The 25682-nt window shown below is 63.7% G+C and carries 22 protein-coding genes and 1 pseudogene; 4 read left to right on the top strand and 19 right to left on the bottom strand.

Annotation, left to right across the window (positions count from 1 at the left end):
- Positions 1 to 51: 51 nt before the first annotated feature.
- From purH to G405_RS0108420, 5 genes are all read right to left on the bottom strand, one after another.
- A complete protein-coding gene (gene purH, locus G405_RS0108440; protein WP_022701081.1) occupies positions 52 to 1647 on the bottom strand; it encodes a bifunctional phosphoribosylaminoimidazolecarboxamide formyltransferase/IMP cyclohydrolase in 1596 nt (531 codons plus the stop codon).
- 60 nt (positions 1648 to 1707) lie between these two features.
- A complete protein-coding gene (locus G405_RS0108435) occupies positions 1708 to 3657 on the bottom strand; it encodes a polysaccharide biosynthesis protein (RefSeq protein ID WP_022701080.1) in 1950 nt (649 codons plus the stop codon).
- 54 nt (positions 3658 to 3711) lie between these two features.
- Positions 3712 to 5460, bottom strand: coding sequence for a heparinase II/III family protein (locus tag G405_RS0108430; RefSeq protein WP_022701079.1), 1749 nt, complete (start codon positions 5458 to 5460; stop codon positions 3712 to 3714).
- 7 nt (positions 5461 to 5467) lie between these two features.
- Entirely contained in the window at positions 5468 to 6130 is a 663-nt protein-coding gene (gene rpe / locus G405_RS0108425; RefSeq protein WP_022701078.1) for a ribulose-phosphate 3-epimerase, read from the bottom strand.
- Positions 6131 to 6269: 139 nt separating this feature from the next.
- Complete coding sequence (locus G405_RS0108420) at positions 6270 to 6692, bottom strand: glycine zipper family protein (RefSeq protein ID WP_022701077.1); 423 nt, start codon at positions 6690 to 6692, stop codon at positions 6270 to 6272.
- A 373-nt stretch (positions 6693 to 7065) separates the two neighbouring features.
- Here G405_RS0108420 and G405_RS0108415 point away from each other — a divergent pair, with 373 nt between their 5' ends.
- Positions 7066 to 7386 carry a winged helix-turn-helix transcriptional regulator gene (locus G405_RS0108415; protein WP_022701076.1) on the top strand — a complete coding sequence of 107 codons (321 nt, stop codon included), beginning with the start codon at positions 7066 to 7068 and terminating at the stop codon, positions 7384 to 7386.
- Between the two features lie 7 nt (positions 7387 to 7393).
- Here the strand turns inward: G405_RS0108415 and G405_RS0108410 are convergent, their stop codons facing one another.
- From G405_RS0108410 to G405_RS0108375, 8 genes and pseudogenes are all read right to left on the bottom strand, one after another.
- Complete coding sequence (locus G405_RS0108410) at positions 7394 to 8422, bottom strand: GlxA family transcriptional regulator (RefSeq protein WP_022701075.1); 1029 nt, start codon at positions 8420 to 8422, stop codon at positions 7394 to 7396.
- Between the two features lie 69 nt (positions 8423 to 8491).
- Complete coding sequence (locus tag G405_RS0108405) at positions 8492 to 9934, bottom strand: amidohydrolase family protein (protein WP_022701074.1); 1443 nt, start codon at positions 9932 to 9934, stop codon at positions 8492 to 8494.
- Positions 9935 to 10037: 103 nt separating this feature from the next.
- Positions 10038 to 10910, bottom strand: a complete 873-nt coding sequence (locus G405_RS0108400; RefSeq protein WP_022701073.1) for an EamA family transporter — start codon at positions 10908 to 10910, stop codon at positions 10038 to 10040.
- Positions 10911 to 10924: 14 nt separating this feature from the next.
- The gene (locus tag G405_RS0108395; protein ID WP_022701072.1) at positions 10925 to 11914 is read right to left on the bottom strand and encodes a cyclase family protein; all 990 of its coding nucleotides are present in this window, start codon (positions 11912 to 11914) and stop codon (positions 10925 to 10927) included.
- A 38-nt stretch (positions 11915 to 11952) separates the two neighbouring features.
- Positions 11953 to 12551 (bottom strand): annotated as a pseudogene (locus G405_RS15470) (flavodoxin family protein).
- Positions 12552 to 12654: 103 nt separating this feature from the next.
- Complete coding sequence (locus G405_RS0108385; RefSeq protein ID WP_022701070.1) at positions 12655 to 13548, bottom strand: LysR family transcriptional regulator; 894 nt, start codon at positions 13546 to 13548, stop codon at positions 12655 to 12657.
- A gap of 66 nt (positions 13549 to 13614) precedes the next feature.
- On the bottom strand, positions 13615 to 14085 hold the full coding sequence (locus G405_RS0108380) for an anthrone oxygenase family protein (protein WP_040705433.1): 471 nt from the start codon (positions 14083 to 14085) through the stop codon (positions 13615 to 13617).
- 19 nt (positions 14086 to 14104) lie between these two features.
- On the bottom strand, positions 14105 to 14974 hold the full coding sequence (locus tag G405_RS0108375; protein ID WP_022701068.1) for an NmrA family NAD(P)-binding protein: 870 nt from the start codon (positions 14972 to 14974) through the stop codon (positions 14105 to 14107).
- Positions 14975 to 15096: 122 nt separating this feature from the next.
- Here G405_RS0108375 and G405_RS0108370 point away from each other — a divergent pair, with 122 nt between their 5' ends.
- Positions 15097 to 15693, top strand: a complete 597-nt coding sequence (locus G405_RS0108370) for a TetR/AcrR family transcriptional regulator (protein WP_022701067.1) — start codon at positions 15097 to 15099, stop codon at positions 15691 to 15693.
- Positions 15690 to 16154 carry a GNAT family N-acetyltransferase gene (locus G405_RS0108365; RefSeq protein ID WP_022701066.1) on the top strand — a complete coding sequence of 155 codons (465 nt, stop codon included), beginning with the start codon at positions 15690 to 15692 and terminating at the stop codon, positions 16152 to 16154. Before G405_RS0108370 ends, G405_RS0108365 begins: the two co-directional genes overlap by 4 nt.
- Here G405_RS0108365 and G405_RS15465 read toward each other — a convergent pair.
- The 5 genes from G405_RS15465 to hutI all read right to left on the bottom strand — a co-directional run bounded on the left by G405_RS15465 (position 16149) and on the right by hutI (position 22914).
- The gene (locus tag G405_RS15465; RefSeq protein ID WP_022701065.1) at positions 16149 to 17513 is read right to left on the bottom strand and encodes a dicarboxylate/amino acid:cation symporter; all 1365 of its coding nucleotides are present in this window, start codon (positions 17511 to 17513) and stop codon (positions 16149 to 16151) included. The genes G405_RS0108365 and G405_RS15465 overlap by 6 nt on opposite strands.
- Positions 17514 to 17600: 87 nt before the next feature.
- The gene (gene hutG / locus G405_RS0108355; RefSeq protein WP_022701064.1) at positions 17601 to 18521 is read right to left on the bottom strand and encodes a formimidoylglutamase; all 921 of its coding nucleotides are present in this window, start codon (positions 18519 to 18521) and stop codon (positions 17601 to 17603) included.
- 9 nt (positions 18522 to 18530) lie between these two features.
- Positions 18531 to 20198 (bottom strand): urocanate hydratase, encoded by a 1668-nt coding sequence (hutU, locus tag G405_RS0108350; RefSeq protein WP_022701063.1) that lies wholly within the window; start codon positions 20196 to 20198, stop codon positions 18531 to 18533.
- A complete protein-coding gene (gene hutH, locus G405_RS0108345) occupies positions 20198 to 21727 on the bottom strand; it encodes a histidine ammonia-lyase (protein ID WP_022701062.1) in 1530 nt (509 codons plus the stop codon). Before hutH ends, hutU begins: the two co-directional genes overlap by 1 nt.
- A complete protein-coding gene (hutI, locus tag G405_RS0108340) occupies positions 21721 to 22914 on the bottom strand; it encodes an imidazolonepropionase (protein WP_022701061.1) in 1194 nt (397 codons plus the stop codon). Before hutI ends, hutH begins: the two co-directional genes overlap by 7 nt.
- Before the next feature lie 96 nt (positions 22915 to 23010).
- On the opposite strand from hutI, the gene G405_RS0108335 reads away from it, so the two are divergent.
- Positions 23011 to 23703, top strand: coding sequence for a GntR family transcriptional regulator (locus tag G405_RS0108335; RefSeq protein WP_028284658.1), 693 nt, complete (start codon positions 23011 to 23013; stop codon positions 23701 to 23703).
- A gap of 20 nt (positions 23704 to 23723) precedes the next feature.
- On the opposite strand, the gene G405_RS0108330 is transcribed toward G405_RS0108335, so the two are convergent.
- Positions 23724 to 25670 carry a BCCT family transporter gene (locus G405_RS0108330; RefSeq protein ID WP_022701060.1) on the bottom strand — a complete coding sequence of 649 codons (1947 nt, stop codon included), beginning with the start codon at positions 25668 to 25670 and terminating at the stop codon, positions 23724 to 23726.
- Positions 25671 to 25682: the final 12 nt, after the last annotated feature.

The raw sequence follows: 25682 nt of genomic DNA, 5'->3' as shown, positions 1-25682 counted from the left end.
AAGACCTAAGACCATCAGGAGCGAACGCCAAGATCACAGCGTCAATCGCGCCTAGTGACGGAAGTGACGCATCCCGGTGAAGACCATCGCCAAACCTGCTTCATCGGCAGCGGCGATCACCTCTTCGTCCCGCACCGAACCGCCGGGCTGGATGATGCAGCGCGCGCCGGCCTTGGCCGCTTCCAGCAAACCGTCGGGGAAGGGGAAGAAGGCGTCTGACGCACAGGCCGAATGGGTTGTACGCGGCTCGTCCCAGCCATTTTCCTTGGCAGCGTCCTCAGCCTTGCGGGCGGCAAGGCGCACCGCTTCCACGCGTGAGGTCTGGCCCATGCCGACGCCCGCAGTCGTCCCGCCCTTGGCAAAGACGATGGCGTTGGACTTCACGTGTTTGACCACGCGCCAGGCGAACAGCAGGTCGGCGAGTTCTTCATCGGTGGGCGCGCGCTTGGTGACCACTTTGAGGTCTTCGGCCAGCACATGCCCGGTATCGCGTTCCTGCACCAGCAGGCCGCCGGCCACCGCCTTGGTGGTCCAGCCCGCCTGGGTCGGATCAGCCAGCGCGCCCGTCAGCAGCACGCGCACATTCTTTTTGGACGACAGGATATCCAGCGCCGCTTCATCGGCGTCGGGCGCGATCACGACTTCGGTGAAGATCTTGGTGATGGCATCCGCCGTCTTGGCGTCGAGCGTGCGGTTGAAGGCGGCGATGCCGCCAAACGCTGAAATCGGATCGCCTGCGAACGCGCGCTCATAAGCGGTCGCCAGATCATCCGCCGCTGCTGCGCCGCACGGGTTAGCGTGCTTGATGATCACGGCTGCGGCGCGTTCTTCGGGATCAAACTCGCTGACCAGTTCAAACGCCGCGTCGGCGTCGGCAATGTTGTTATAAGACAGCGCCTTGCCCTGAATCTGACGCGCGGACACAACGCCCGGACGCTGCTCGGGCGCTTGATAGAGGGCCGCATCCTGGTGCGGGTTTTCGCCATAGCGCAGTTTCTCAAGCCGGGGGCCGCCAATGGTGAACCAGCTATGAGCGGGTTTTTCCACTTCCGGCTCGAACCGCGCGGCGATCGCGCTGTCATAGGCGGCGGTGCGGGCGAACGCCTTGCCCGCCAGATGCCGGCGCATGGCCAGCGTCGTCTGGCCGTGATGTTCGGCCATAACCTCGAGCACCTTGTCGAGGTCTCGCATATCGGTGCAGACCGCCACATGATTGTGGTTCTTGGCCGCTGCGCGGATCATCGCCGGGCCGCCTACATCGATTTTCTGGATGCAGGCGTCGATATCGGCGCCGGAGCGCGCGGTTTCTTCAAACGGGTAAAGATTGACCACCAGCAGATCGATCTGGGGAATGCCATGTTCGGCCATCGCCGCCAGGTCATCCTCGTTGTCCCGGCGCGCCAGAAGGCCGCCATGAATGCGCGGGTGCAGGGTTTTCACCCGGCCATCCATCATCTCAGGATATTCGGTGACGCTGGAGACGTCGCGCGCCTCAAGGCCCGCATCGCGCAGGGCCTGCAAGGTGCCGCCCGTGGACAACAGCTCGACCCCGGCGTCAGCCAGCTTGGCGGCGCGCTCGGCGAGACCGGTCTTGTCGGAAACAGAAATCAGAGCCCGCTTGAGCGGGGCGAGGCCAGAAGCATCCATGGAAACGTCCTCCCATTCGGCGCTCGTCAATCTACGCCAGGAACGAAGACGGCCCCATTATCACGCGTCACGCGCGGCGGGAAGCGTCTGACTGATCGCCGTGACCCCCTCCGGCCAGCCGGCTTCGATCACCAGATTTAACCGGTTTCGCACCTGATCGTCATCGCGGCGTTGCGCCGCGGCGATCAATTGTTCCAGCGCGGACTCAACCCGCGTCAGGTCCAGGTCCGGCGTCTCGATGCGCATCACGCCCGGCGGGCCGGCTGGAGACACGTTCTCAAACGCATGGGTCAGCGATTCATGCAGCTTTTCGCCCGGACGCAAACCGGTGAAAACGATCTTCACATCGCGCTCAGGCTCCAGCCCGCGCAAACGGATCAATTGCCGCGCCAATCGTGAGATCAGGACTGGCTCGCCCATATCGAGCAAGAAAATATCCCCGCCCGAAAGGCCCACCGCGCCCGCCTGGGCCCCGGCTTCCAGAACCAGGCCAGCCGCTTCCTCCACGGTCATGAAATACCGCGTCGTATCGCTGTCGGTGACAGTGACAGGGCCGCCTTCGGCGATCTGGCGCTCGAACAAGGGCACCACCGAGCCCGCCGAGCCCAGAACATTGCCAAACCGCACTGAGGCCAGCTTCATGGGCTCGACCTTGTCGGCGGCGGCGGCCAGATACAGCTCCACCGCGCGCTTGCTGGCGCCCATGATCGAGCTGGGATCCACCGCCTTGTCGGTCGAGATCGAGACCACGGCCTCAACGTCTGCAGCGGCTGCAGCCTCCACCACATTGCGGGTGCCCATCAGATTGGTGCGGACGGTCTCAGAGACATTGCCCTCCATCAAGGGCACATGCTTGAGCGCAGCGGCGTGGAGCACGACTTCGGGGCGCTCCTCTTCCATCAGCACGTCTAGCCCTTTGCGGTCCTTGATATCGCCCAGAACCGAGCGCCAGCTGGGCGCATCCGCCATGGTCTGCAAGACCATGTCGATTTCGTAGAGATTGGGTTCGGCGGAATCGAGCAGGATCAGACGTTCCGGGCGCAAAGCCGCCGCCTGGCGCACCAGCTCGGACCCGATCGTACCGCCCGCGCCGGTCACCAGCACGCGCTTGCCTGCGATCAGGCGCCGGGCCCCGTCTCGCGACAGCGCGCGCGGCGGACGCGCCAGAAGGTCTGACGCCTCAACAGAGGTGAACGCCCGCGCGCCATTGCCGCCCCGGGCGCGGCTGAGCTGGACGCCCGTCCGTCCGGCGACGCGCGCCACTTCATTGACCAAGGTCGCATCAGGCATGGGGTCGGCCAGCACGATGCGCACCGCGCCATCGCCCGCCAGCCGCTTCACCCGCAACACCGCGCGCGTCAGCTTGTCAGGTCCGCCCTCGATGGGGATGCCGTACAACGCCCGACCGCCCGCCTGGCCTTCTGTCTCCACAAGCGCGCGAAACCTGAAGCTTGGACCTGATGCGCGGCGCAAATGCGCTTTGAGAACATCCGCCAGATGCTCCCGGGCGCCGACAAGCACCGCCATGGGCGCGCTTTCATCGCCGCGCTGGACCAAAGAGCGCAAATCGCCCGAACGCCACGCCGCCGCCGCCACGCGCGGCGCGACCAGCAAGAAGACGAGCAAAGGCGCGGACAGCGCGAAGGTGGAGCGCGGAAAATCCTCCAGCCGGTTCATCACGAAAAACACCGGCAAGAAGATCAGATGAGACAGCAGAACCGCCTGAACGATCGGCAACAGGTCCGGCATGGACATGTGGCGCCACAAGCCCCGGTGCACGCCTAGCCCCAGGAACACGGCGGCGCTGATCGGGGCGAACACGGCCGGCGCCAGATATTCAAGCGTGCCCGGCGGCTCATTATACTGAGAGAAATGGTATCGGATCACGAGGCTGGCGAACATCGCGCCTGCAGCAGCCAGCGTATCGTAAAGCAGCACCAGACTGGTCGTCAGCGCAACGCCCCGCATCGCGGACGGCGCTTCCGCCGCCCCTTCAGGTTTATCGCTCATATCGCCGGCTCCCCCCTGCGACAGCGAATTCGATCTGTGATCCGCCCGTCATGTTTAACCCGCCGCCCCCACGCGACCCAAACGCTGGAACGCCCATCTGACCCGGTTAGGAGGGCGTTCGCCGGCGCCATAAGGCTCGGCTTCGCCCGAAACGACGAGCTGGGTCGAACGTTCAGGCTTCCCCCCGGCCGCCAGGTAGACGGACCGTTCCAGACGCACCGGACCGCCATCGGTTCGGAAGCGCCATCCATCACCATTACCCGCAACCAGAAGTGCGCTCAAGGAATCCCTTGAAAGTGATGCGCGAACACTGGGGTGCAGATGAAAGCGGATGGAGAACCGATAGCGCAGTTCCGGATTGTCCGGCGCCCCGTCCTCCACAGGTCTGAACAGGCTGTCCTCGCCGCGCAGATCGCCGCCGTCGGACGCCAGAAACAGGCGGCGGCGCAGCGACAGTCCAAAGTCACGCCGATAGCCTTCATGGCTGGCTTCCAGCCAGACGCCCAGGTCTTCCTCATTGCGCCGGGCCTTCACAGGTTCGGGCCCTGATGCCACGCGCGGGCCCAGCAGAGACCGCTTCCAGCCCTGCGCCAGAAGCCGTGTCGAGGAGGTTTCTTCAAGCGTCAGAACCGAATGCGCCGCCGTCGCGCGCACCGCCTCTCGCCAAGTGCGGGGCTGATCCTCGGACCAGCCGCAATTGACCACCAACCGGCCGCCTGGTGCGGCGAATTCAAACGCTAGCGCACTGGCGTGCACATCGGCGGAATGCGGACCTTTCGGCGGCCCCGCCGAATCCATGATCAGCACAGCGCCGCCCGCTTGCACCCGATTGTATCCGCTATGCGGGGCGACATTGAAGCCGCGCCCCTCGCCGCCGCCCACATGCTTGAGCGCCGTTTCGATGGCGCGGGAATCGCCTTCATCGCCGCCATGAAACACGCACAGTCCGCCGCCCGGCAAACGGCAGAAACGGATAAAGGCCGCCGCCCGGTCCATGGCGCGACTGACCTCGGCCGACAAGGTGACGCCGCGAGCGTCCGCCGCCTGATCCAGCACGACAAGGGCGATCAGAACATCTGCCGCCACTCGCGGATTACGGCTGGCGTGGCCGCCATCGGGCAAGAGTTGCGCTGTCAGCTCCGCATCCAGCGCGGCCTGGGACCGCGCCTGCAACCCGGCAGGCAGATCCAGCGTCAGCATGGCCAGTCGCAAGGTGATCGCCGCAAAGAGCCGCGCCTTGTCCTGCGGCATCAAGGACAGGCAACGTGACAGCCGCAGCGTCTGGCGCACCGCGGATTTCAGCCGTTTCGGCGTATTCTCGTCGTCTGCGGAAAAGAGCGTTTCGCTCGCCATCATCCAGGCCCACAAACGCCCTTCCAGGATGTGCGGCTCCCAGCTGAACCAGTTCCACTTGCCAAAACGCGTCAGCCAGTCATCCGCCAGTCGGCGCGCCATCAACGGCGCTTCAGGATCTTCCACCGCGAGCAGGTCGGCCAGCCAGTCAAAGCGATGCAGGCTTTCCGCGAAGCGTTTGGAGGGCGCCGTGCGATCCCAGACCGAATCTTCTTCGGGAATCTCCACGATCTCGCCCGCCAGGGCGAAGCGGCCGCCCAGCAAGGCCGCGCCATAGGCCTTGTCCCCTTTGACGATGGCCTTGGGCGGCTTGGTCAGAGCCTCCGGCGCACGCTGGTTCTGCGTCAGCATGCGATACGGCGGAGCCGCATTCAGAAGGTCCGACATTTCCCGACGTCCGCGCAGCGCCAGGGCGGCGGCGATCTCGCGGGTCTTGGGCTGGCGTTTCATCAAAGCCTCATGCGCCCCGCAAAGCGGCGATATTCTTGGCGTAAGCCTCCGGGCCGCCCTTGAACACCGCTGATCCGGCGACCAGCGCATCGGCGCCGGCGGCCAGGCATTGCTGCGCGGTTTGCGGGTTCACCCCGCCATCGACTTCGATCATCACATCCAGTCCACGGCGGTCGATCGTCTTGCGCAGGGTTTCGATCTTGCGCAGCTGGGAGCTGAGAAAGCTCTGCCCGCCAAAGCCAGGATTGACGCTCATGATCAAGACCAGATCGAGCTCATCCAGCGCATAGTCGATGCAATCTAGCGATGTGCCGGGGTTCAGCGCCGCGCCGGCCTTGACGCCATGGCTTTTGATCGACTGAACCGTTCGGTGAAAATGCGGTCCCGCTTCAGGGTGCGCCGTGATCATGTCGGCGCCAGCGTCGACGAAATCGGCGATGTACGCGTCCACAGGCGAGATCATCAGATGGACGTCGAACGGCTTTTTGGACCAGGGCCGCAAGGCTTTCACCACGGCCGGCCCGATGGTCAAATTCGGTACGAAATGCCCATCCATCACATCAATATGAATCCAGTCGGCGCCGGCGGCGTCAACGGTTTTGACTTCCTCCCCCAGGCGGGCGAAATCAGCCGAGAGAATCGAAGGGGAAATAATTGCGGAATGAGCCATGGGGATTGCGTATCAGCGGCCCGCTTTTTGAGCAAGATGCGCCGTCCGCTTTCCCCCGGTCCGGGGCAGTCTACCCAATCGATTCAGAACGCTCTGGAAGACGAGGCGGCAAACTCGCCTTCCAGAGCTGCGTCCGGGATCAGCCGATGGCGCGATGCCCTCGTAGTCGCAAGCAATCCACAACCATCTGACGGCGTTCGTCGCGCGTTTCGAGCGCACCGCTGATCCCGCCGACCGTTGCCCCCACTAGAGCACCCGCCAGGGCGCCCTCCGTATCGGTGACATCATCATCAGCAAGTCCGGCAAGCGCGCCGATCCCAGCGCCAATGGCCATGTCGGTTCGCGTGTCGGCGTTCATCAAGGCGCGCTCACGCGCCAATGCCTGACAGGCTTGAAGGTCCGCCTGGTAAGCCACCGAGCGGGGGCCATCCACGACCGGTGCGTAATCCGCGCCGCCGCCCGCGCAGGCTCCTAACGCCAACACTGCGGCGCCTGCCGCCAAAACGGCGCACCCGTCCCGCAACGCGCACAAAGCCGTGCGCGCAGTCAAACTACGTTTCATGTTTCTCTCCTGAGGAAGGGCCCCCTATCGGGCCCAGGGTCTTAGATCGCTCGCACTCCGCGCAGCGTCTGTGGGCTGCCCGGGCCGTTTCTCAGCGGACCAAAGACAGCATGCGCAACGCCGGGCGGCGCTGACGACATCGGGTTGAAGGGCGCGATGAACGCCCGAACTGCCATGTGCGCCATCTCGGCGTCTCCTGCAGTCTCCGCCCTCCTGGTTTTCCGGCGTGGGGCGAAAGGGTTGACCAACCAGCGGGAGCGAGGCCCCCTAGTAGACGCCGCCCTTCCAATCGAGGCGGACTACGCTACATATTGTGTAGCAAGAAGTAGCGCTACATATTCCGTAGCGCAAGTGACCATTTCTGGGAGAAATTGTGGCGAAACTGACCGAAACCTCGCGCCCCGTGCTGGCTCTGTTTGATGTGTTGGGTCAGAAATGGGTGCTGCGCATCATCTGGGAGCTGCGCAACGGCCCGCTGACCTTTCGCGAGCTGCGCGCCCAGTGCGACGAGATTTCGCCCACTGTGCTCAACCAGCGTCTGGCGCTTTTGAAAGACACGCTTTTGCTGGAAAGCACGAACGAAGGCTACAAGCCCACCGCGCTCCTTGAAGAGCTGGGGCCTGTTTTGTACGCCCTGCGTGACTGGTCCAATAGCTGGGCGGAAATCCGCGTCGCGCATGGCCATGAGCTGTAACCTCATTTCACGCATCCGCCTCCGTCCGGTTCGGGCGAAAGCGCTCGCGGTAGGACCGCACGGTCACCCCCAGATGCTTGTGAAACGCCCGGCGCATGCGCTCGGCGGCGCCAAAGCCTGATTTGAGCGCGATGAGGTCAATCGTGTCGTCTGACTGCTCGAGCCGCACCCGCGCATCCTGAAGCCGGGCCTGCTCCACATAGGCGGCGGGAGTCTCGCCCGTCTCACGCTTGAACTTGCGCGCGAAACTGCGCTCGGACATGCAGGCCAATGAGGCAAGGTCGGCCACGCTCAGCTCATCGGTGAGATTTGAGAGGATGTGCTCAAGCGTGCGGTTGATCGGGCCGTCATCCACCTGCTGGGCGACCAGCTGGGCGCTGAACTGGGCCTGCCCGCCCGGACGCATCATGTACATGACGTTATAGCGCGCCACTTTGAGCGCCATGTCATGCCCCCAGTCGGCCTCGACCAGCGCCAGCGCCAGATCCATGCCTGCGGTCACTCCCGCCGAGGTCCAGTATTTGCCGTCGCGCACATAGATCGCATCGGCGTCCAGCTCGACCGCCGGATAGCGTTTCGCCATCACGGGGCACCACCACCAATGGGTTGCGGCGCGCTTACCGTCCAGAAGTCCCAACTCCGCCAGGATGAAAGCCCCGGTGCAGATCGAAATCACGCGTTTGGCCTGCTGATCCGCCCAAGCAACGAACTCCATCAGCCGGCGGTCCTTGAGCGCGGCCTGGGTTCCATGACCGCCCGCGATCATCAGAACATCGATCGGCAAACCGCTGCCGCGCGCCTGCTGAAAGGTCATGTCTGGGACCAGGGACAGGCCGGATGTGGTGCGGATCGGGGTCGTCTCAGCGGCGACCAGGGTCAGCTCATACCCGCCCACGCCGCCATCCCTGAACAGCTTGACCCCGGAGAGCACCTCCATGGGGCCGGTGATGTCCAGCACATGGGCGTCAGGATACGCCACCATCACCACATGAATGAGCGGCGGCTCAGCGAGCGGAGAAGAAACAGGATATGTCATAGGCTGATAGTGCGCCCAGCACGCGGAATCCGAAAAGCCTGCAAACACGCAGATTCCGCCAAACTGCTCCTATTGCCGTCCCAGCAAGATCGGCAGGACGTTCGTGACGCTGCGCAAGAGCGAGCCCTTGCCCGCAGCACGCTCCAGATCATCAAGCTCGGCGCGATCAAGCCAGACCCCGTTCACCATCACCGCGTCAGGAAACTCGACCACGGTCACATCGCTGAGCGGATCGCCGCTGACCAATACCAGATCCGCGCGCAATCCCGGCGCGATCCGGCCGCGATCGGTCAGCCCCAGAACCTGCGCGCCATTCGCGGTGGCGGTCTGCAACGCCGCATGCGGGCTCAAGCCTGACATCACCAGCAATTCCAGCTCGCGCGTCATCGACCGGCCTGGAAGATTGGTGAAAATGCCTGCATCGGTGCCGGCGATCAGCGTCACGCCCGCCTCATGCATGATGCCGGTGGCCTGGCGATAGAACTGACGCCGCGCTTCTGCCCGGACGGCCGGGTCCTGACGCGCCCAATACGCGTAAACATCCGCATCGATGCGCACATAGAGCGGATTGAGGGTCTCCACCCCGGCACGCTCCAGATAGGCGCCGCCGCTTTCCGCCACCCGCACCAGATTGTCATGAGCGATCAGGGTGGGCGTCACGACAACGCCGGCTTGGGCCATTTCGCCCGCCAGCTGCTGCATGCGTTGCGCGTTCAGGCGGTCGCGCAAGCCGTGCCAGACGATGGATTCAGTATGCTCAATGGTCAGAAAGCCGTCATCGAGCAAGCTCGTGAAAGGGATCAGAAAATCGCGCTCCAGCGGAATGCCCGGCTCGCGCACGCCTTCAGGCGTATGGCCTGACACCGTCAGCCCCAGAGCGCGCGCTTCTTCAAGAACGCCGCGATAGGCGTCTTCGGTCAGATTTGAATACACTTTCAGATGCCGGTAGCCCTGCTGATGCTGACGGCGGACCGCGGCGCGCGCCTCCTCACCCGTCATCACCAGAACATGGTTCTGCTGGGCGTTCGGACCCGGCGAGTTCAAAATCGGCCCGGTGGTCAGAAGCGTCGGCCCCAAAAGCGCGCCGTCCTCGATCCTGTCCGCCCAGCGCAAATGCACCGGCAGGCCGGCGACATTGCGCACGCTGGTGACGCCATGGGCGAGATACCCCGCCAGTTCGGGCATATCCCAGACATGCACATGGGCGTCGATCAATCCGGGCAGCACCGTGCGGCCCGCTGCATCAATGCGCTCAGCGCCCTCAAGGCGTGGATCGTCGGCCAGGGCGCCATGAGGGAGGCGGGCGGCGATGACGCCGTCGATCACCAGAATATCCTGAGCCTCAAGCGCGTCAGGCTCGCCCGCGACCATGGAGACCAGGCGCACATTTTCGATCAGGATGGCGGGCGCCGCTCTCTGCCCGGAAAGCTCGGAAGGCCATCGAAACGCGACCGCCCAGATCAGCCCGGCGAGAACGCCCAGACCAACCAGCACCCCGAAGACAATCCGCATTTCGCTCTCCCGCCTGACACCCCTTCAGTCTGGAACGCAGGCGCGCGAGACGAAAGTGCAGATTCGGACAATCTTGCTGAAAGCTCCGCCGAGCGCGCCGGACCTAGTCGCTCAGTCTCGCGCGCAAAGGCGCAGGCGCTGATCGCCCTCCGGCCCAGACCCCGCCCAGCACCAGAGCCACGCCCGCCATTTGAACCGGGCTGAGGCTTTGTCCCAAAAGCAGCCAGCCGATCAGCACCGCCGTCAGAGGGCTAAGGAAACCGAGCGTGGACACTGCTGCCGGATCAAGACGCTGAACGCCACGAAACCATAGCCCATAGGTCAGCGCTGCTCCGATGAGGCCAAGCCAGAGCAATCCCGCAATCGCTTCGCGATCAAGGGGCGGCAAAGCCGGTTCTAGTAACAAAGCGAACGGCAGAAGCAGCATCCCGCCAGCGGCCAGTTGCCAGGCTGTGAAGGTCAGAAGCGGAGTGTCGCGCCGCCATTTCCGGCTCAACACCGTGCCCGTCGCCATCGACACCGCGCCGCCCAGCCCCGCGGCGACGCCGAGAGGATCAAGACCTGCGGCTGGCCCCAGGACCAGACACGCCACGCCCAGCACGCCCGTGATACCGCCCATCACCGCCAGACGCCGCACCGGCTGGTCCAGCACCACCCGCGCCAGTCCGATGACGATCAGCGCCTGTAGCGAGCCCATTGTCGCCGCCACGCCGCCGGGCAGACGATAGGCGGCGACGAACAGGCAGGCCCAGAAAATGGCGAAATTGACCGCTCCGAGCACCGCCGCCTCGCCCCATTGCCGCCCGGCGGGCAGCCGACGCAAGGCGACCAGCAACAACAGGCCTGCGGGCAAAGCGCGCAAGACGGCCAGGGTCAGGGGATACCCCGCAGGCAGCATCTCGGTGGTGACGATATAGGTCGTCCCCCAGACCATGGGCGCGAGCCCGGTCAGGATCAGGTCAAACATACGCGGCATGATGATCCCCTTCCCTAGCGCAGGGGAAAGGCGAGCGGACGCATCGGCGCGGCGTCAGCCCCGCGCAAGCGCAAACCGCCGCCAATAAAGGCGAACTCATAGACCTGATCGCGCGCCAGGGCCTCCAGAAACACAAGCTCGATGATCGGGGCCCCCTGTTCCGCCAAAAGATAGGTGTGCACCGGCACGTAATTGGCCGGATCTTCACTGGGGAAGGCCTCAAAGCTGAGATTGTCGGCGCCGACGACCATGGCCCCGGCTTCCTCGATCAGGAAGCGCGCGGCCTCCATGCCCAGACCGGGCGGGTTCTGCATATAGGCCTGGGCGTCGTCATATACCCGCATGCGGCCGGTGCGGATCAGCACCACATCGCCTTCAGCCAGGGACACCTGTTGAGCAGCAAGCGCGCCGACCAGCTCCGCCCGGCTGATCCGGTGACCGTCAGCGAGTTGGTCGACCCCAAGAAACGCCGGCAGATCAATCAGAACGCCGCGCGCCACAATGGAGGGCAAAGCCTCGGCTCCGCCGACGCGCCAGCCGCGGTCACCAAGATGCTCTTCAGCTGTGAATCCGTTCCACACCGCACCGTTCAGCCCGAAATGGACCAGGGCGTCGATGTGCGTGCCGGTATGGGTGTACATCGACACCGCCGCGCCGGTGTAGCTGACATGGTCGTTCATGGCGTGGCCTACCCCCAGCGGGTCATCCACGCCCGTACCGTGCGGGGTGTGCGTCATCCATATCCGGTAGTGCGGGTCGCCAGCGGCCTGCCAGCTGGGCATGCCAATGAAATACTCCACTGAGAGATCATAAGGCGCCGCGCCCGAAATCCGGGCCAGAATGGCGGCCTGGCTGGCGGGCGTCATCAAGTTGAGCCGTCCGATCTCATCGTCCGCACCCCAAGGGCTCACGCCGACTTCAGGACGGTCAGATTGCGCCGATGCGACCGTGCACAAGACTGCGGATAAAGCGGCGCCGATCAGCGCCGATGACAAGCGAGACATAGCATTCTCCGTAAACTGTTTGATTAGACGCAAACGCCTCAGGCAGGCTCTGCGATCTTCACGCGACCTGCGGCCATACGCTGCGCCAGCTCTGCGACTCGGGCGCCGAGCCGGGCCGCGCTTCACGGTCGGCGGCGGGCGGGGCGAGGTCCGGTCCCTGGTCGTTATTGGCCTGGGCCATGGCGCCCAGCGACGCCCCGATACGATTGAGATCGTCCACGCTGGCGGTCGAGCTGTTATTGCCAGGCAACTGGTTGAGGCTCACCCACAGCATGCCGTGCTGGGCCGCCAGCGTAGCGAGCTGACTGAGCGTGGCGTACTTGTCGCCCGCTTGCGAACTGGAGACGGTGAAACCCGCCGCCAGCTTGTCCGCCCAGCTGCGCGCCAGCCAAATGGCCGACGTCTGATCCATGAAGGTTTTAAAAGGCCCCGAGACCGCGCCCATATAGGTTGGCGAGCCAAAAATGATCGCGTCGGAAACGGCGAGGATCGCCCAACTTTCAGAGTTCATGTCGGTGACGTCGATCAGCTCAGCCCGGGCTCCGGGCTGACGCTGGACACCTTCAGCGACGGCCTCCGCAAGAACGCGAGTATGTCCGTAGCCGGTATGATAGGCGATGGCGATTTGCTTGCGCATGGCGCTCTCCCGTGTGATACCGGGCCGCACCTTACTGAATGCCAGTTCGTGAATAATTGGGCTTTTAATTGAATTATATTTCACGATTAGTGAAATATAATTCTCAGGCCTGCAGTGTCCTGAAATGCTCGACCAGAAAGTCGAGGAAGACCCTCACCTTGCGAGAGACCGCGCGCTGTTCGGGATAGACGGCGTATAGCGCCTGCGCTTCACCGCGCCACCCCGGCAAAGCATCGACCAGCGTCCCGCTGTCCATCTCCTCGCGCACATAGACACCAGGCAGAAGTGCGAGGCCCAGCCCTTGCACCGCAGCTATCTTGAGCGCGATCGAATTGTTGATCCGCAATCTCGGCTTGACCAAGACGTCTTGCATACCTTCGGCGCTGAACAGCGGCCAGGTTTCCGGCACGCCTGTGCCTGAAAAAACCAAGCAATCATGCGCACTGAGGTCCTGAGGAACCGCCGGGCGACCCCGAGCTTCCAGATAGCTCGGCGCGGCACAAACAATTCGGTCCAGGTCCAGCAATTTTCGTACTTTCAGGCTGGAATCCTGCAGCAGCCCTCCTCTGATCGCCAGATCGAACCCTCCGCTCACAAGGTCCACATATTCGTCACTCATATGCAGATCGAGCAGGATGTCCGGGTACTGACGACAGAAGTCTGGCAAGGCGTCAGACAGGGTCGTCAGCCCCATCGACATCGGCGCGGACACCTTCAGCCGCCCGCGCGGGCTCGCGGCTTCGGCGCGCACCTGCTCATCGGCTTCCCCCAGTGCATCAAGCACCAGGCAAGCCTGTTGATAATAAGCCGCTCCGGCATCGGTGAGATTGAGAGAGCGGGTGGTGCGCACGATCAACTGGACGCCAAGCCGGGCTTCAAGCTCCTTGACCGCCTTGCTGACCGCGGCGTTGGACACGCCCAGATCCCGCGCCGCCGCGCTGAAGCCGTTACATTCGGCCACCCGCCGGAAGACTTCCAGCGTTGTAAAACGGTCCATGGCCCGGCCCCTGTTTGATGCGACTCATAGGCGATCATCAATGATCGCCCACACCGGATGCTGGACTCAAGTCAGCATCGTCAAAGCCGTCAGGAAGACTGCAAAGCTCAATGTCGTCGCCAGAGTGCGGATATGGTTCCAGACGGTCCAGACGCGCCGATAACGCTCCCAGACATCCTCCGCACCGCCGCTGGCTTCAAGCGCCTTGTTAAGCGGCACATTCGCCACAAGCGTGACGCCGAAGACCAGCACCGCGTAAACGCTGGCGCCCAGACCGATGAGCCAGCGGGCGGTTTCCGGCGCCTCTTCCGGCGCCCACCAGACAAGCCCGGCCGAAAACGGGATGATGAGGAAAAAGCTGGTCAGAAAGACCGATCGCAACACCGTCCGGTTCAGACCGATCATGCCAGCCGCGCCGGCGCCGGGCGCGGCCTGAGACAGGCCGCGCATGATGAAATCTGAAAACGCCAGGAAAACGCCCGCCGTCAGGCCTGTCGCCAGAACCAGTCCCGCAAGCGCAAAGACATATACCGTCATCTCAACCTCCAGCATCGCTCTACACAGGTTCCGCCGCCAGCCAGACGCCGCGAGCGGCGGTCTTTCGGGCGTACGTCTCGAAATCCGTGGCGGGGCGTCCCAGCGCACGCTGAACGCCGTCGCAGACATGGGCGTTGCGGCCGTCAAAAACCGTGGTGAACAGGTAATCCATCAACCACACCACGTCTGCGGGCGCACCTTCGGCTTTGGCGCCCTCCAGAAAGGCGGCGTGCGGGATGGCCACGAAGTCTATGGTCCGGCCAGCAGCCTCTGACAGCGCTGCGGCCACATCCTTGAACGTCATCAAACGCGGGCCGGTGACTTCATAGATCTCGCCGTCATGACCGGGCTGGGTCAGCGCTGCAACCGCCACTTCGGCGATGTCATCGGCGTCCACGAACGGCTCAGGCGTATCGCCTGCCGGCAACGTGATCTGACCGGCGCGCACCATGTCCACGAAGGCGCCTTCGGAGAAGTTCTGATTGAACCAGCTGGCGCGCACCACACTCGCTTCCAGCCCGCTATTGAGCACGATCCGCTCACAGGCCTGCGCTTCGGCTTCGCCGCGGCCTGACAACAGGACCAGGCGTTGCACGCCCTGCTTTGCGGCGGCGTCCACAAAGCGGGTGATCGTCGAGACTGCGCCCGGGACCGCCAGATCAGGCGCGTACGCAATGTAGACGGCTTTCACGCCGTCCAGCGCCGCCGACCAGGTGTCCGGCTGGTTCCAGTCAAAGGGAATGTCCGCCCGCCGCGAGCCCAGACGGATCGGATGGCCCTGCTCGGCCAGCACTTGCGCCACGCGGCCGCCGGTCTTTCCGGTCGCGCCCGTGATCAGAATAGGGGAGGTGCGCGTGAACGCACGGCGGACTGCGTTGAAAATAGCCATGTCATGCTCCTTGCGCCACTTGACGCGATGTAAAGTTTACATGGTGTCAAGTAGGCGCCTCTTGACACGGTGTCAAGCGTAATCGATGGTGCGTCCGACTTTTTGCGCTCGGAGACCCCGCAATGGCCGCCACAGCCGACACCCGCACCAGGATCCTGAACGCGTGCCACACGCTGTTGGTCAGCGACACTGGCGCTTCGACCCGGATGAGCGATATCGCCAAAGCCGCCGGGCTGAGCCGGCAGGCGGTGTATCTGCACTTCAAGACGCGTGCGGAGCTTCTGATCGCCCTGACCCGTCATATTGACGAGGTCGAGGATGTGGCGGGCCGGCTTGCGCCCAGCCGCGCCGCAACGTCCGGCCTTGAAAGGCTGGGCGCCTATATCGAAGCGTGGGGCGGCTATATTCCGATCATCTATCCCGTGGCGCGCGCCCTGATGGCGATGGCGCCCAGTGATGAGGCGGCGGACCTGGCCTGGAGTGATCGGATGACCGCCATGCGTCAGGGCTGCGACGCGGCGATCCACGCCCTCGCAGCAGATGGCGATTTGCGCCCTGAACTGGACGCCCAAACGGCGGCGGATCTGCTTTGGGCCTTATTGTCCGTGCGCAATTGGGAAGCGCTGATCCAAAGCTGCGGCTGGTCTCAAACCCAGTATCTGCATCACATGAAAGCGCTGACGCGAAACTATCTTTGCTCCAAGGAAACAGCATCATGACGTCTAATGCCCTCACCTTTCGGCGTGCCGGTCGCGACGATCTCGAGGCGATCATCGCCCTGCTCGCCGACGACGACCTCGGGCAGAGCCGTGAGCGAGTCAGCACCCCCCCTGATCCGGCCTATCTGTCCGCGTTTGACGCCATCCAGTCTGACCCCAACCAGCTCCTCGCCATTCTGGAAGATGACGCGGGCGTTGCGGGATGCTTGCAGATCAGCTTCATCCCCGGCCTGTCGCGCCTCGGGATGTGGCGCGGTCAGATTGAAAGCGTTCGCATCGCCCGGCGTCGGCGCGGTGACGGGCTGGGCCGCAAGATGTTTGAGTGGGCGATCGAGCAATGCCGCCTGAGACAGTGCGGTCTGGTGCAGCTGACGTCTGACAAGGCGCGCACCGACGCTTTGAGATTTTACGAGACGCTGGGCTTCACAGACAGTCATGAAGGGCTGAAGCTCGCCTTATGACGCTGGCGGGTCCGTGAGTTCAGGCGTCGTCAGCGGATCCGCCTTCACATCCTCAAGCCAGCGATCCATCACCACACAGGCGGTGAGATCGCCCGTGACGTTCACCGCCGTCCGGCACATGTCGAGGATCCGGTCCACGCCCAGCAAGATCGCCACGCCCGCCGCCGGAATGCCCATACCTTGCAGAATCGTGGCGAGGATGATGATGCCGACCCCCGGCGTGGACGGGCTGCCGATGCTGGCCCCCACCACGGTGATCACCAGAAGCGCAAACTGGGCGGCGCTCAGATCCACGCCGAACAACTGGGCGATAAACAGGGCCGCAACCACCTGATACAGCGCGGTGCCATCCATATTCACGGTCGCGCCCAGCGGTATGACGAAGCGCGCAATGGGCGGCGCCACCTTCAGCCGGTCTTCGGCGACGCGCAGGGACAGCGGCATGGTCGCCGCCGAGCTGGACGTCGAGAAGGCCAGGAGCTGCGCATCGACGATCTTGCCGGCGAACGCAAACGGATTGCGGCGTCCCAGCACGAGCACGATCACAAGATAGCAAGTGAGTAGGGCGGCGAGGCCGATCAGCACCGAGACGATATAAGCCGACAAACCGATCAAGGCGTCGAAGCCGGCCCGGATGACGAAATCAGAGATCAAGCCCAGCACGGCGATGGGCGCCAGCCGCATGGCCCAGCCGATGATCTTCATCGCCACTTCCTGGACCGTCTGCAGCAGTCGGCTGAGCGGTTCGGACCTGTCCGGGCCGATGATCGACATCGCCACGCCAATGAACAAGGCATAGACCACGATCTGCAGCATGTTGCCAGTCAGCATGGCGTTATCAATGCTGGCGGGCACCAGATTGGCGATCTGGGCGGGCGCGGACAGCACTTCGGCGGGTTCGGTCATCAGCGCGTCCACGGACCCGGCGGCTTCGGCCATAGCGGCGTCAGTAAAGTTTGCCCCGTCGATGAACCGGCCCGGCTTGATCAAGCTCGCCACTGCGGCGCCCAAAAGCACCGCCAAGGTGGTCGTTCCGACAAAATACGGCGCGATGCGAAACCCGACCTTGCGCAGAAAAGCCGGGTCCCCCGCCGATGTCAGACCCAGAATGATCGAGCTGATGATCAGCGGGATCACCACCATCTGGATCACGTTCAGGAAGATCTGACCGGGCAGTCGCAGCCATTCCGCCACATCTTCGGCTGTACCAGCCTCAAGCGAGAAAGGGCCCTCGGTCTGCGGCGACAAGAGCAAGCCAACGCCAACACCCACAACCATGGCGACCAGAATCTGCGCCCACAGACGGGACTCGATCAGGCCGCGGATATCGCGCACCCGCAAATTGCGCCGAACATTCATGGGCAAGCTCTTGTGACTTGTCTGAGGCTATTGAGACCTTCGCCCGCAGTCCTGGCAAGCTTTGGCGGACAAGCAAACTGCGTCCGATCACCTCATCAATATGCGGCGCGCCAGCAGAGCGGCGGTCTTCGCCGTCACCCCGTCCTGGTCGTGAGCCGGGCAAAGCTCCACCAGATCGGCAAGCGCCAGGCGGTCGCCTGCTTTCTCCAGGGTCAAGGCGATAATCTGCTCGATCGTCGACAGCGGCACGCCCCGCGCCGCCGGCGCGCTGACGCCCGGCGCCTGAAAATGGCTGAGAACATCAATGTCAATCGTCAGATAGATCAGATCATTGCGCGCAATGAGCGCGGCGACGCCATCATGCGCCGCCAGGGGGTCTGCGATCAGATCATGATCGCGCACCAGCCCGACACCCCAGTCTCTCGCGCGTTTCAAGAGCGCCTGGGTGTTCGCCTCTTCGGCATAACCGACGCATAGATAGTCAAAGCCTGCAGGATCGAGGTCGCGGATCTGGGCGAAGGGCGTGCCCGATGATCCGCCCGCCTCGCCGGGCAGACGCAGATCCAGATGAGCATCCAGATTGATGATGCCGATCTGGGCGTCGGGATGCGCTTTTCTCAGCCCCCGGAAAGACGCGAAAGCGGTTTCATGCCCGCCGCCCAGCACCACGAGCCGTTCATGCCGGGCCAAGGCGTCCGCTATCGTGTTTGCCAGCGCCTCCTGGCCAGCCTCCAGCGCGTCACCCGCAACGCTGACATCACCCAGATCGGCGAAGCTCAGAGCCTTTTCAGGCGCTGCGAGGTTCGCAAGCGCCTGTCTCAGAGCGGCGGGGCCGTCCTTGGCGCCGACCCGACCCTTGTTGCGCTTCACACCCGCGTCGCATGCAAACCCGATCACGGCGCGCCTGGCGTCCGGTTTCACGAGCCGATGCAGACGGATCGCATCGGATCCGTCCTCAGGGTCCGACCGACCCGTCCACTCTGGCGCTTGGGTGCGCGTGACGCTCATGCGCTGCTCCTAGAGGATGCCTGGCAGATTGAGGCCGTGCTCTCGCGCGCAGTCCTGCGCAATTTCGTATCCGGCGTCAGCGTGACGCATCACGCCGCTGGCTGGATCATTCCACAGCACATTGGCGATGCGTTTGTCCGCCGCTTCAGAGCCATCGCAACAGATCACCATGCCGGAATGCTGGGAGAAGCCCATGCCGACCCCGCCGCCATGATGCAGGCTGACCCAGGTCGCGCCGCTGGCGGTGTTCAAAAGCGCATTGAGGAGCGGCCAGTCCGAAACGGCGTCCGAGCCGTCTTTCATCGCTTCGGTTTCGCGGTTGGGCGAGGCGACGGAGCCGGAATCGAGATGATCTCTTCCGATCACCACCGGCGCTTTCAGCTCGCCACTGCGCACCATTTCGTTGAAGGCGAGGCCCAGGCGGTGACGCTGGCCAAGTCCCACCCAGCAGATGCGCGCAGGCAGGCCCTGAAACTGGATGCGCTCGCGCGCCATATCGAGCCATTGGTGCAGGTGCGGATCATCCGGGATCAGCTCTTTGACCTTGGCGTCGGTCTTGTAGATGTCCTCAGGATCGCCCGACAGCGCCGCCCATCGGAACGGCCCAACGCCCCGGCAAAAGAGCGGACGGATATAGGCGGGCACGAAGCCGGGGAAGTCGAAGGCGTTTGCGACGCCTTCATCCAACGCCACCTGACGGATATTATTGCCATAATCGAGTGTCGGCACGCCGTCGGCGTGGAAGGCGAGCATGGCTTCCACATGGGTTTTCATGCTGGCGCGCGCGGCCGCTTCGACGGATTTGGGATCGCGTTCGCGCGCGTCACGCCAGTCCGCCACGCTCCAGCCCGCCGGCAGATAACCGTTGAGCGGGTCATGGGCGCTGGTCTGGTCCGTGAGCATGTCCGGTCGGACTCCGCGCGCGTAAAGCTCCGGCACAATCTCGGCAGCGTTGCCCACAAGGCCGACGGATTTGGCCTCCCCCGCTTTCGTCCAGCGGTCGATCATCGCCAGCGCCTCGTCTACGGAGATCGCTTTTTCATCGACATAGCCGGTGCGCATACGGAAATCGATGCGGGTCTCGTCGCACTCGATCGCGAGACAGCTCGCCCCCGCCATCACAGCCGCCAACGGTTGGGCGCCGCCCATGCCGCCCAGGCCCGCGGTCAGGATCCAGCGGCCCTTGAGGTCGCCGCCATAGTGCTGGCGTCCAGCCTCGACAAATGTTTCGTACGTACCCTGAACAATGCCCTGGGCGCCGATATAGATCCACGAGCCCGCGGTCATCTGGCCGTACATGGCCAGACCCTTTTTATCGAGTGCGTTGAAATGGTCCCAATTGGCCCAGTGCGGCACCAGGTTGGAGTTTGCGATCAACACCCGCGGCGCGTTTTCATGGGTGCGAAAGACACCGACCGGCTTGCCCGACTGGACCAGAAGGGTCTCGTCATCCTCAAGCGCCTTCAGGCTCTCGACGATCTTGTCAAAGCTGTTCCAATCGCGCGCCGCGCGGCCAATGCCCCCATAGACCACAAGTTCGTCGGGATTCTCGGCCACATCCGGGTGCAGATTATTCATCAGCATACGGAGCGGAGCCTCCGTCAGCCAGGATTTTGCGTTAAGCTCTGTTCCCACTGGCGGGCGGACTTCACGGGCGTTCTGGCGGCGATCGGTCATCACACACTCTCCAGGTCTGAGGTCTTGACGCCTGCCGCGTCCAGGATCGCCATGTTGCGCACCAGGCGCGCCGCGGCTTCCAGGTCCGGGGCGAGATACCGGTCCTGGAACAACGGACGGATCTCGGCGTTGAACACATCCAGCACGGCGCAGAGCGGCGCGCTGGTTTTTAGCGGCGCACGGAAGCGCACCCCCTCAGCCGCACAGAACAGCTCGATGCCGAGGATATGAAAGAGGTTCGCCGTCATCCGCATCAGGCGTCGCGCGCCATGGGCGGCCATGCTGACATGGTCCTCCTGATTGGCAGAGGTCGGCGTTGAATCCGTCGAGCACGGATTTGCGAGATGCTTGTTCTCGCTCATCAGCGCCGCGCTGGTCACTTCAGCGATCATCAGGCCGGAATTGAGACCCGGATCGGCGGCGAGGAAAGGCGGCAGGTCAAAGCTGAGCGTCGGATCAACCAGAAGCGCAATGCGCCGCTGGGCGATGGCGCCGATTTCCGACACCGCCAGAGCAATCATGTCGGCGGCGAAGGCCACCGGCTCGGCGTGAAAATTCCCGCCCGATACGATGACGCCCTCATCAGCGAGCACCAGCGGGTTGTCCGTCGCCGCATTCGCCTCGCGCTCCAGCATGCGCGCCGCGTTATCGAGCATATCCAGCGCCGCGCCCACCACCTGAGGCTGGCAACGCATGCAGTACGGGTCCTGAACACGTGGATCATCAGTGCGGTGAGACTGACGGATCTCGCTGTCTTCGAGCAGGTCGCGCATCACGCGCGCGGCTGCGATCTGGCCGGGATGGCCGCGCAGGGCGTGTATCTCTTCCAGAAGCGGCGCAGTCGAGGCCATGGCCGCATCCATGCTGAGCGCGCAGGTCACCAGCGCCGTTCTTGCCGCGTGGCGCGCTTCAAACAGGCCCGCGAGCGCATAGGCGGTTGAAAACTGGGTGCCGTTGATCAGCGCCAGCCCTTCCTTGGGACCCAGCACGACAGGAGTGAGGCCCGCCTGGGTGAGCGCATCGGCGCCAGACAACATCTCTCCGCGATAGCGCGCCTGCCCCTCACCGATCATCACGGCGGCCATATGGGCGAGCGGGGCCAGATCGCCTGACGCCCCCACGGAGCCCTGGGCGGGCACGACAGGCAGGACGCCTTTTTCCAACATGGCTTCAATCAGATCGACGATGTCTTCACGCACCCCTGACGCGCCGCGCCCGAGCGATAGGAGTTTGAGGCTCATCATCAGGCGCACGATGGGTTCCGGCGTCGCTTCGCCCACCCCGCAGCAATGAGACAGGATCAGATTGCGTTGCAAGGCGGCGGTGTCTTCGGGCGCAATGCGGATCGAAGCCAGCTTGCCGAAGCCGGTGTTGACGCCATAAACAGCCTCAGAGCCGCGCGCAGCGGCCTCAACCTGACGGGCGGAGCGGCGTACGCCGTCGCGCGCGGCGGGATCAAGGCGGATAGCGCCGCCTTCGCGCCAGATATGCTCAAGCGTATTGAGCGTTACGGAACCGGGCGTCAGCACAGTTCGCCTCCCAGATAGCGGGCATGCAGCGGAGCGTCGCCCATGCGGTAAGTCAATTCAGCCGGGTCGGTGACGTCCCAGACCGCGAAATCGGCGAGATAGCCCTCCGCCAGCCGGCCCAGCCTGTCCTGGCCCAACGCCTGGGCGGCGTTCACCGTCACCCCCCGCAAGGCTTCTTCCGGGGTCAGGCCGAACAAGGTCGCCGCCATATTCATCGCCAGCAGGAGCGAGGTCATGGGCGAGGAGCCGGGATTTGAATCCGTCGATACGGCCAGAGGCACGCCAGCCCGCCGGAAAGAGTCGATAGGCGGTTTCTGAATCTCTTTGAGAAAGTAGAAGGCGCCGGGCAGCATCACGGCGACGCTGCCCGCCTGAGCCAGCGCCCGCACATCTTCATCGCTAATATATTCAAGATGTTCGACGGATTTCGCGCCATAGCGGGCCGCCAGCGCAGCGCCGCCCTGATCAGACAATTGCTCGGCATGCAGCTTGATCGGCAAGCCCAGCTCGACCGCCACATCAAAGACGCGCGCGATCTGGGCGGGCGAAAAGGCGATGGACTCACAAAACCCGTCCACCATGTCCACAAGGCCTTCGGCGGCGGCCTCTCTGAGCGTGGGGATGCAGACCGTATCGATATAGGCGTCCGCTTCCATGCCTTTCGGGATGGCGTGCGCGCCCAGAAAACTCGTCACGACACGCACCTGGCGGAGCTGTCCCAGACGCCGGGCCACACGCAGCTGCTTGAGCTCGGTCTCGCGATCCAGCCCGTACCCGGATTTGATCTCAACAGTGGTGACGCCGTCTGCGATCAGACGGTCCACACGAGGCAGCGCCTGTTCGATCAACGCCTCTTCGCTGGCCTTTCGCGTGGCCGCCACAGTGGAGGCGATGCCGCCGCCCGCCTTGGCGATGTCCGCATAGCTGGCGCCCGACTGGCGCAGCTCGAACTCACGGGCCCGGCTGCCGCCATAGACCAGGTGGGTATGACAATCGATCAGGCCGGGTGTGACGAGGCGCCCGCCCAGCGAAACGGGCGTCAGTTCATCATAGCGATCAGGCAGGTCCGATCGCGCGCCGCTGAATATGATAGCGCCGTCCTCAATCACTAAAACGCCCGCGTCTATGCGCCCATAGGGCGTGGAGGCGTCAAAGCCGGCCAACACAAGATCGGTGAAAAGTTTCATGATAGGCCCATCTGCGCTTCCATTATGTCTATACATATAAAAAGCGAGGATCAAGCCAGGCTTTGCTCTTGTGACGAGCGTGCTTAAAAGGGCGTCATGCACCCGTATGAAACCATCCGCACCGAGATGTTACGCCGGATCAACGACCAGACCTGGCCGGCCGGTCACACCCTGCCGCGCGAGGATGATCTGGCCGAAGAATTCGGTGTCGCCCGCGGCACGATCCGGCGCGCGTTATCGAGCTTGTCCGAAGCCGGACTGATCGAGCGCAAGCGCCGCGCTGGCACGCGCGTCGTGGACCGGCGCGGACACCGATCCACGCTGACCATTCCGATCGTGCGTCATGAAATCGAAGCGCGTGGCGCTGTCTATGGCTACCGGCGCATTTGTGTGGATGACGGCGCGTCGTCGCCACTGGACCAGGCCCTGTTCAAGGGCGCGCCGCTCCGGCATGTGCGCTGTCTGCATCTGAGCGACGGCAAGCCCTTCCAGCTGGAAGACCGGCTGATCAATCTTGATACGGTGCCAGAAGCGGCGGACGCCCCGTTTGATACGGTCAGCCCCAATGAATGGCTGGTCCAGCGGGCGCCGTATTCCTTCATCCGGACCGCGTTGCGCGCCGAACTGGCGCACGCCATCGACCAGACCCATCTGGGGCTGACCGAGTCAGAGCCCGTCTTCGTGATCGAGCGGCAGACCCGATTCCGGGATTCCCCCCTGACCTCGGTTCGGCTATCGCATGCGGCGTCAGCCTTTCAGATCGTCACTGAATCCGGCGACCTGGTCTGATCTGTCCATCTCGGACGACGCTAATTCACATTCACCAGATGGTGGATCCACTGACGGTGACGCTCGAAATGGCGAATCAGGTCGCGAATGACCTGCGTCTTGGAATAGCCGTAGATGCAGTAATGCTGGCCGCCCTCGGTCAGGAAGACTTCCCCGCGAGAGTTCTGCTGAGTGAGGCTTGATCCGGGCGCGGGCGCCTCTTCATAGTTTTTCAGCTCAACGCCATAGATGAAGTCGGGCTGCTCACCGTGCGAAACGGTCAGCCAGACGCGATCTTCATCCTCGCTCCACTCGATCCGCGCGCTCAGCCCCTGCCCCTCCATTTCCGGAATCACGTCCTGAAAGGCAGGCTCCACCGCCTCCTTCATCCAGAACCGGACATCTTCCGGTTTGGGCGTGGAGAACATCAGCTTGAGCCGGGTGCGCCAGGGCACGGCGGCGCCCTCGACGGGCAATTGCGGCGCGGATTTCACACCGGCGCGTCGCGCCGTCTCCATCGACCAGGCGCGCATGAGCCCGATAAAAGCAAGGAAGATCACGAAGGTGAAAGGCAAAGCCGCCGCGATTGTCGCCGATTGCAAGGCCGCCAATCCACCGGTCAACAGCAGAACCGCCGCGACGACGCCCTCCAGAACCGCCCAGAAGAACCGCTGCCAGAGCGGCGGTGTCAGCGCCCCGCCCGACGCCAGCGTGGCTTTCACCAGCGAGCCGGAATCCGATGAGGTGACGAAAAAGGTGGTGACCAGAATGATCGCCAGCACCGAGGTGATGGCGCTGAACGGCAAGCTCTCCAGGAAAGTGAACAAGACCAGGGGCGTATCCCCGTCCCGCACCAGCTGCAGCAAAGGCTCGGCCGTGCCGCTGACCGCCTGCAACAGGGCCGTATTGCCGTAGATCGTCATCCACAGGAAAGTGAACAGGGTCGGGCCGAACAGAACGCCCAGAATGAATTCCCGGATGGTCCGGCCGCGTGAAATACGCGCAATGAACATGCCCACGAACGGAGACCAGGAAATCCACCAGCCCCAGTAAAACAGCGTCCAGTCATTGACCCACACGCCGTCGCCATAGGCGTCGACATTGAACGTCAGAAGCGCCAGCTGATCGACGTAATCGCCGATGTTCTGAACATAGGCGCCGATCAGGAACAGGGTCGGCCCGGCGATGAAGACGAACACCATCAAGCCAATGGCGAGAAACAAGTTCAACTCGCTGAGCCGTTTGATGCCCGCATCCAGCCCCGCCAGCACGGACGTGGTGGCCAGCGCCGTGATCAGCACGATCAGGCCGACCTGTACTGGCGGCGAAATCGGCAAGCCAAACAGCGAATTGAGCCCGGCGTTGATCTGGCTGACGCCGTAGCCCAGCGATGTCGCGACGCCGAACAACGTGCCCAGGATCGCCACTACATCCACGGCATGCCCGATCGGACCGTAAATCCGCTCCCCGATCAGCGGGTAGAGCGCGGAACGGATGGTCAGCGGCAGGTTATGGCGAAAAGCGAAATAGGCCAGGCTCAGGCCCACGATCGCATAGACCGCCCAGGCATGAATCCCCCAGTGAAAAAAGGTCAGGACCATCGCCTGCTCGGCCGCCGCCACCGTCTCGGGGTCTCCCGTGGGCGGCGAGACGTAATGGGTCAGCGGTTCAGCGACCGCGAAGAACATCAGGCCAATGCCCATGCCTGCGGAAAACAGCATCGCGAACCAGCCCAGAAACCCGTATTCGGGCTCTGAATCGTCTGGCCCCAGCTTGATCCGCCCCCAATCAGACAGCGCCACGATAACGGCGGCGACCAGAAAAATGCCGACCCCGACCGAATACACCCAACCCGCATTCACGGTGATGAGCGTGCGCAGATCCCCGAAAAGCGCTTCCGCCTGATCCCCCGCCAGCACGGCATAGGCGACACCGGCGAAGATCAGAACAGCGGCCGGAATGAAGACGGCGGGTTCAAACTTTTTCATGGGCGGACAGTC

This window comes from Oceanicaulis alexandrii DSM 11625, assembly GCF_000420265.1.
Classification (GTDB): domain Bacteria; phylum Pseudomonadota; class Alphaproteobacteria; order Caulobacterales; family Maricaulaceae; genus Oceanicaulis; species Oceanicaulis alexandrii.
This window is presented reverse-complemented; position numbering and strand designations above follow the sequence as displayed.

Coding starts and splice junctions, on each gene's coding strand:
- purH (WP_022701081.1), bottom strand. CDS start 1,647: ATGGATGCTTCTGGCCTCGCCCCGCTCAAGCGGGCTCTGATTTCTGTT.
- G405_RS0108435 (WP_022701080.1), bottom strand. CDS start 3,657: ATGAGCGATAAACCTGAAGGGGCGGCGGAAGCGCCGTCCGCGATGCGG.
- G405_RS0108430 (WP_022701079.1), bottom strand. CDS start 5,460: ATGAAACGCCAGCCCAAGACCCGCGAGATCGCCGCCGCCCTGGCGCTG.
- rpe (WP_022701078.1), bottom strand. CDS start 6,130: ATGGCTCATTCCGCAATTATTTCCCCTTCGATTCTCTCGGCTGATTTC.
- G405_RS0108420 (WP_022701077.1), bottom strand. CDS start 6,692: ATGAAACGTAGTTTGACTGCGCGCACGGCTTTGTGCGCGTTGCGGGAC.
- G405_RS0108410 (WP_022701075.1), bottom strand. CDS start 8,422: ATGACATATCCTGTTTCTTCTCCGCTCGCTGAGCCGCCGCTCATTCAT.
- G405_RS0108405 (WP_022701074.1), bottom strand. CDS start 9,934: ATGCGGATTGTCTTCGGGGTGCTGGTTGGTCTGGGCGTTCTCGCCGGG.
- G405_RS0108400 (WP_022701073.1), bottom strand. CDS start 10,910: ATGCCGCGTATGTTTGACCTGATCCTGACCGGGCTCGCGCCCATGGTC.
- G405_RS0108395 (WP_022701072.1), bottom strand. CDS start 11,914: ATGTCTCGCTTGTCATCGGCGCTGATCGGCGCCGCTTTATCCGCAGTC.
- G405_RS0108385 (WP_022701070.1), bottom strand. CDS start 13,548: ATGGACCGTTTTACAACGCTGGAAGTCTTCCGGCGGGTGGCCGAATGT.
- G405_RS0108380 (WP_040705433.1), bottom strand. CDS start 14,085: ATGACGGTATATGTCTTTGCGCTTGCGGGACTGGTTCTGGCGACAGGC.
- G405_RS0108375 (WP_022701068.1), bottom strand. CDS start 14,974: ATGGCTATTTTCAACGCAGTCCGCCGTGCGTTCACGCGCACCTCCCCT.
- G405_RS0108370 (WP_022701067.1), top strand. CDS start 15,097: ATGGCCGCCACAGCCGACACCCGCACCAGGATCCTGAACGCGTGCCAC.
- G405_RS0108365 (WP_022701066.1), top strand. CDS start 15,690: ATGACGTCTAATGCCCTCACCTTTCGGCGTGCCGGTCGCGACGATCTC.
- G405_RS15465 (WP_022701065.1), bottom strand. CDS start 17,513: ATGAATGTTCGGCGCAATTTGCGGGTGCGCGATATCCGCGGCCTGATC.
- hutG (WP_022701064.1), bottom strand. CDS start 18,521: ATGAGCGTCACGCGCACCCAAGCGCCAGAGTGGACGGGTCGGTCGGAC.
- hutU (WP_022701063.1), bottom strand. CDS start 20,198: ATGACCGATCGCCGCCAGAACGCCCGTGAAGTCCGCCCGCCAGTGGGA.
- hutI (WP_022701061.1), bottom strand. CDS start 22,914: ATGAAACTTTTCACCGATCTTGTGTTGGCCGGCTTTGACGCCTCCACG.
- G405_RS0108335 (WP_028284658.1), top strand. CDS start 23,011: ATGCACCCGTATGAAACCATCCGCACCGAGATGTTACGCCGGATCAAC.
- G405_RS0108330 (WP_022701060.1), bottom strand. CDS start 25,670: ATGAAAAAGTTTGAACCCGCCGTCTTCATTCCGGCCGCTGTTCTGATC.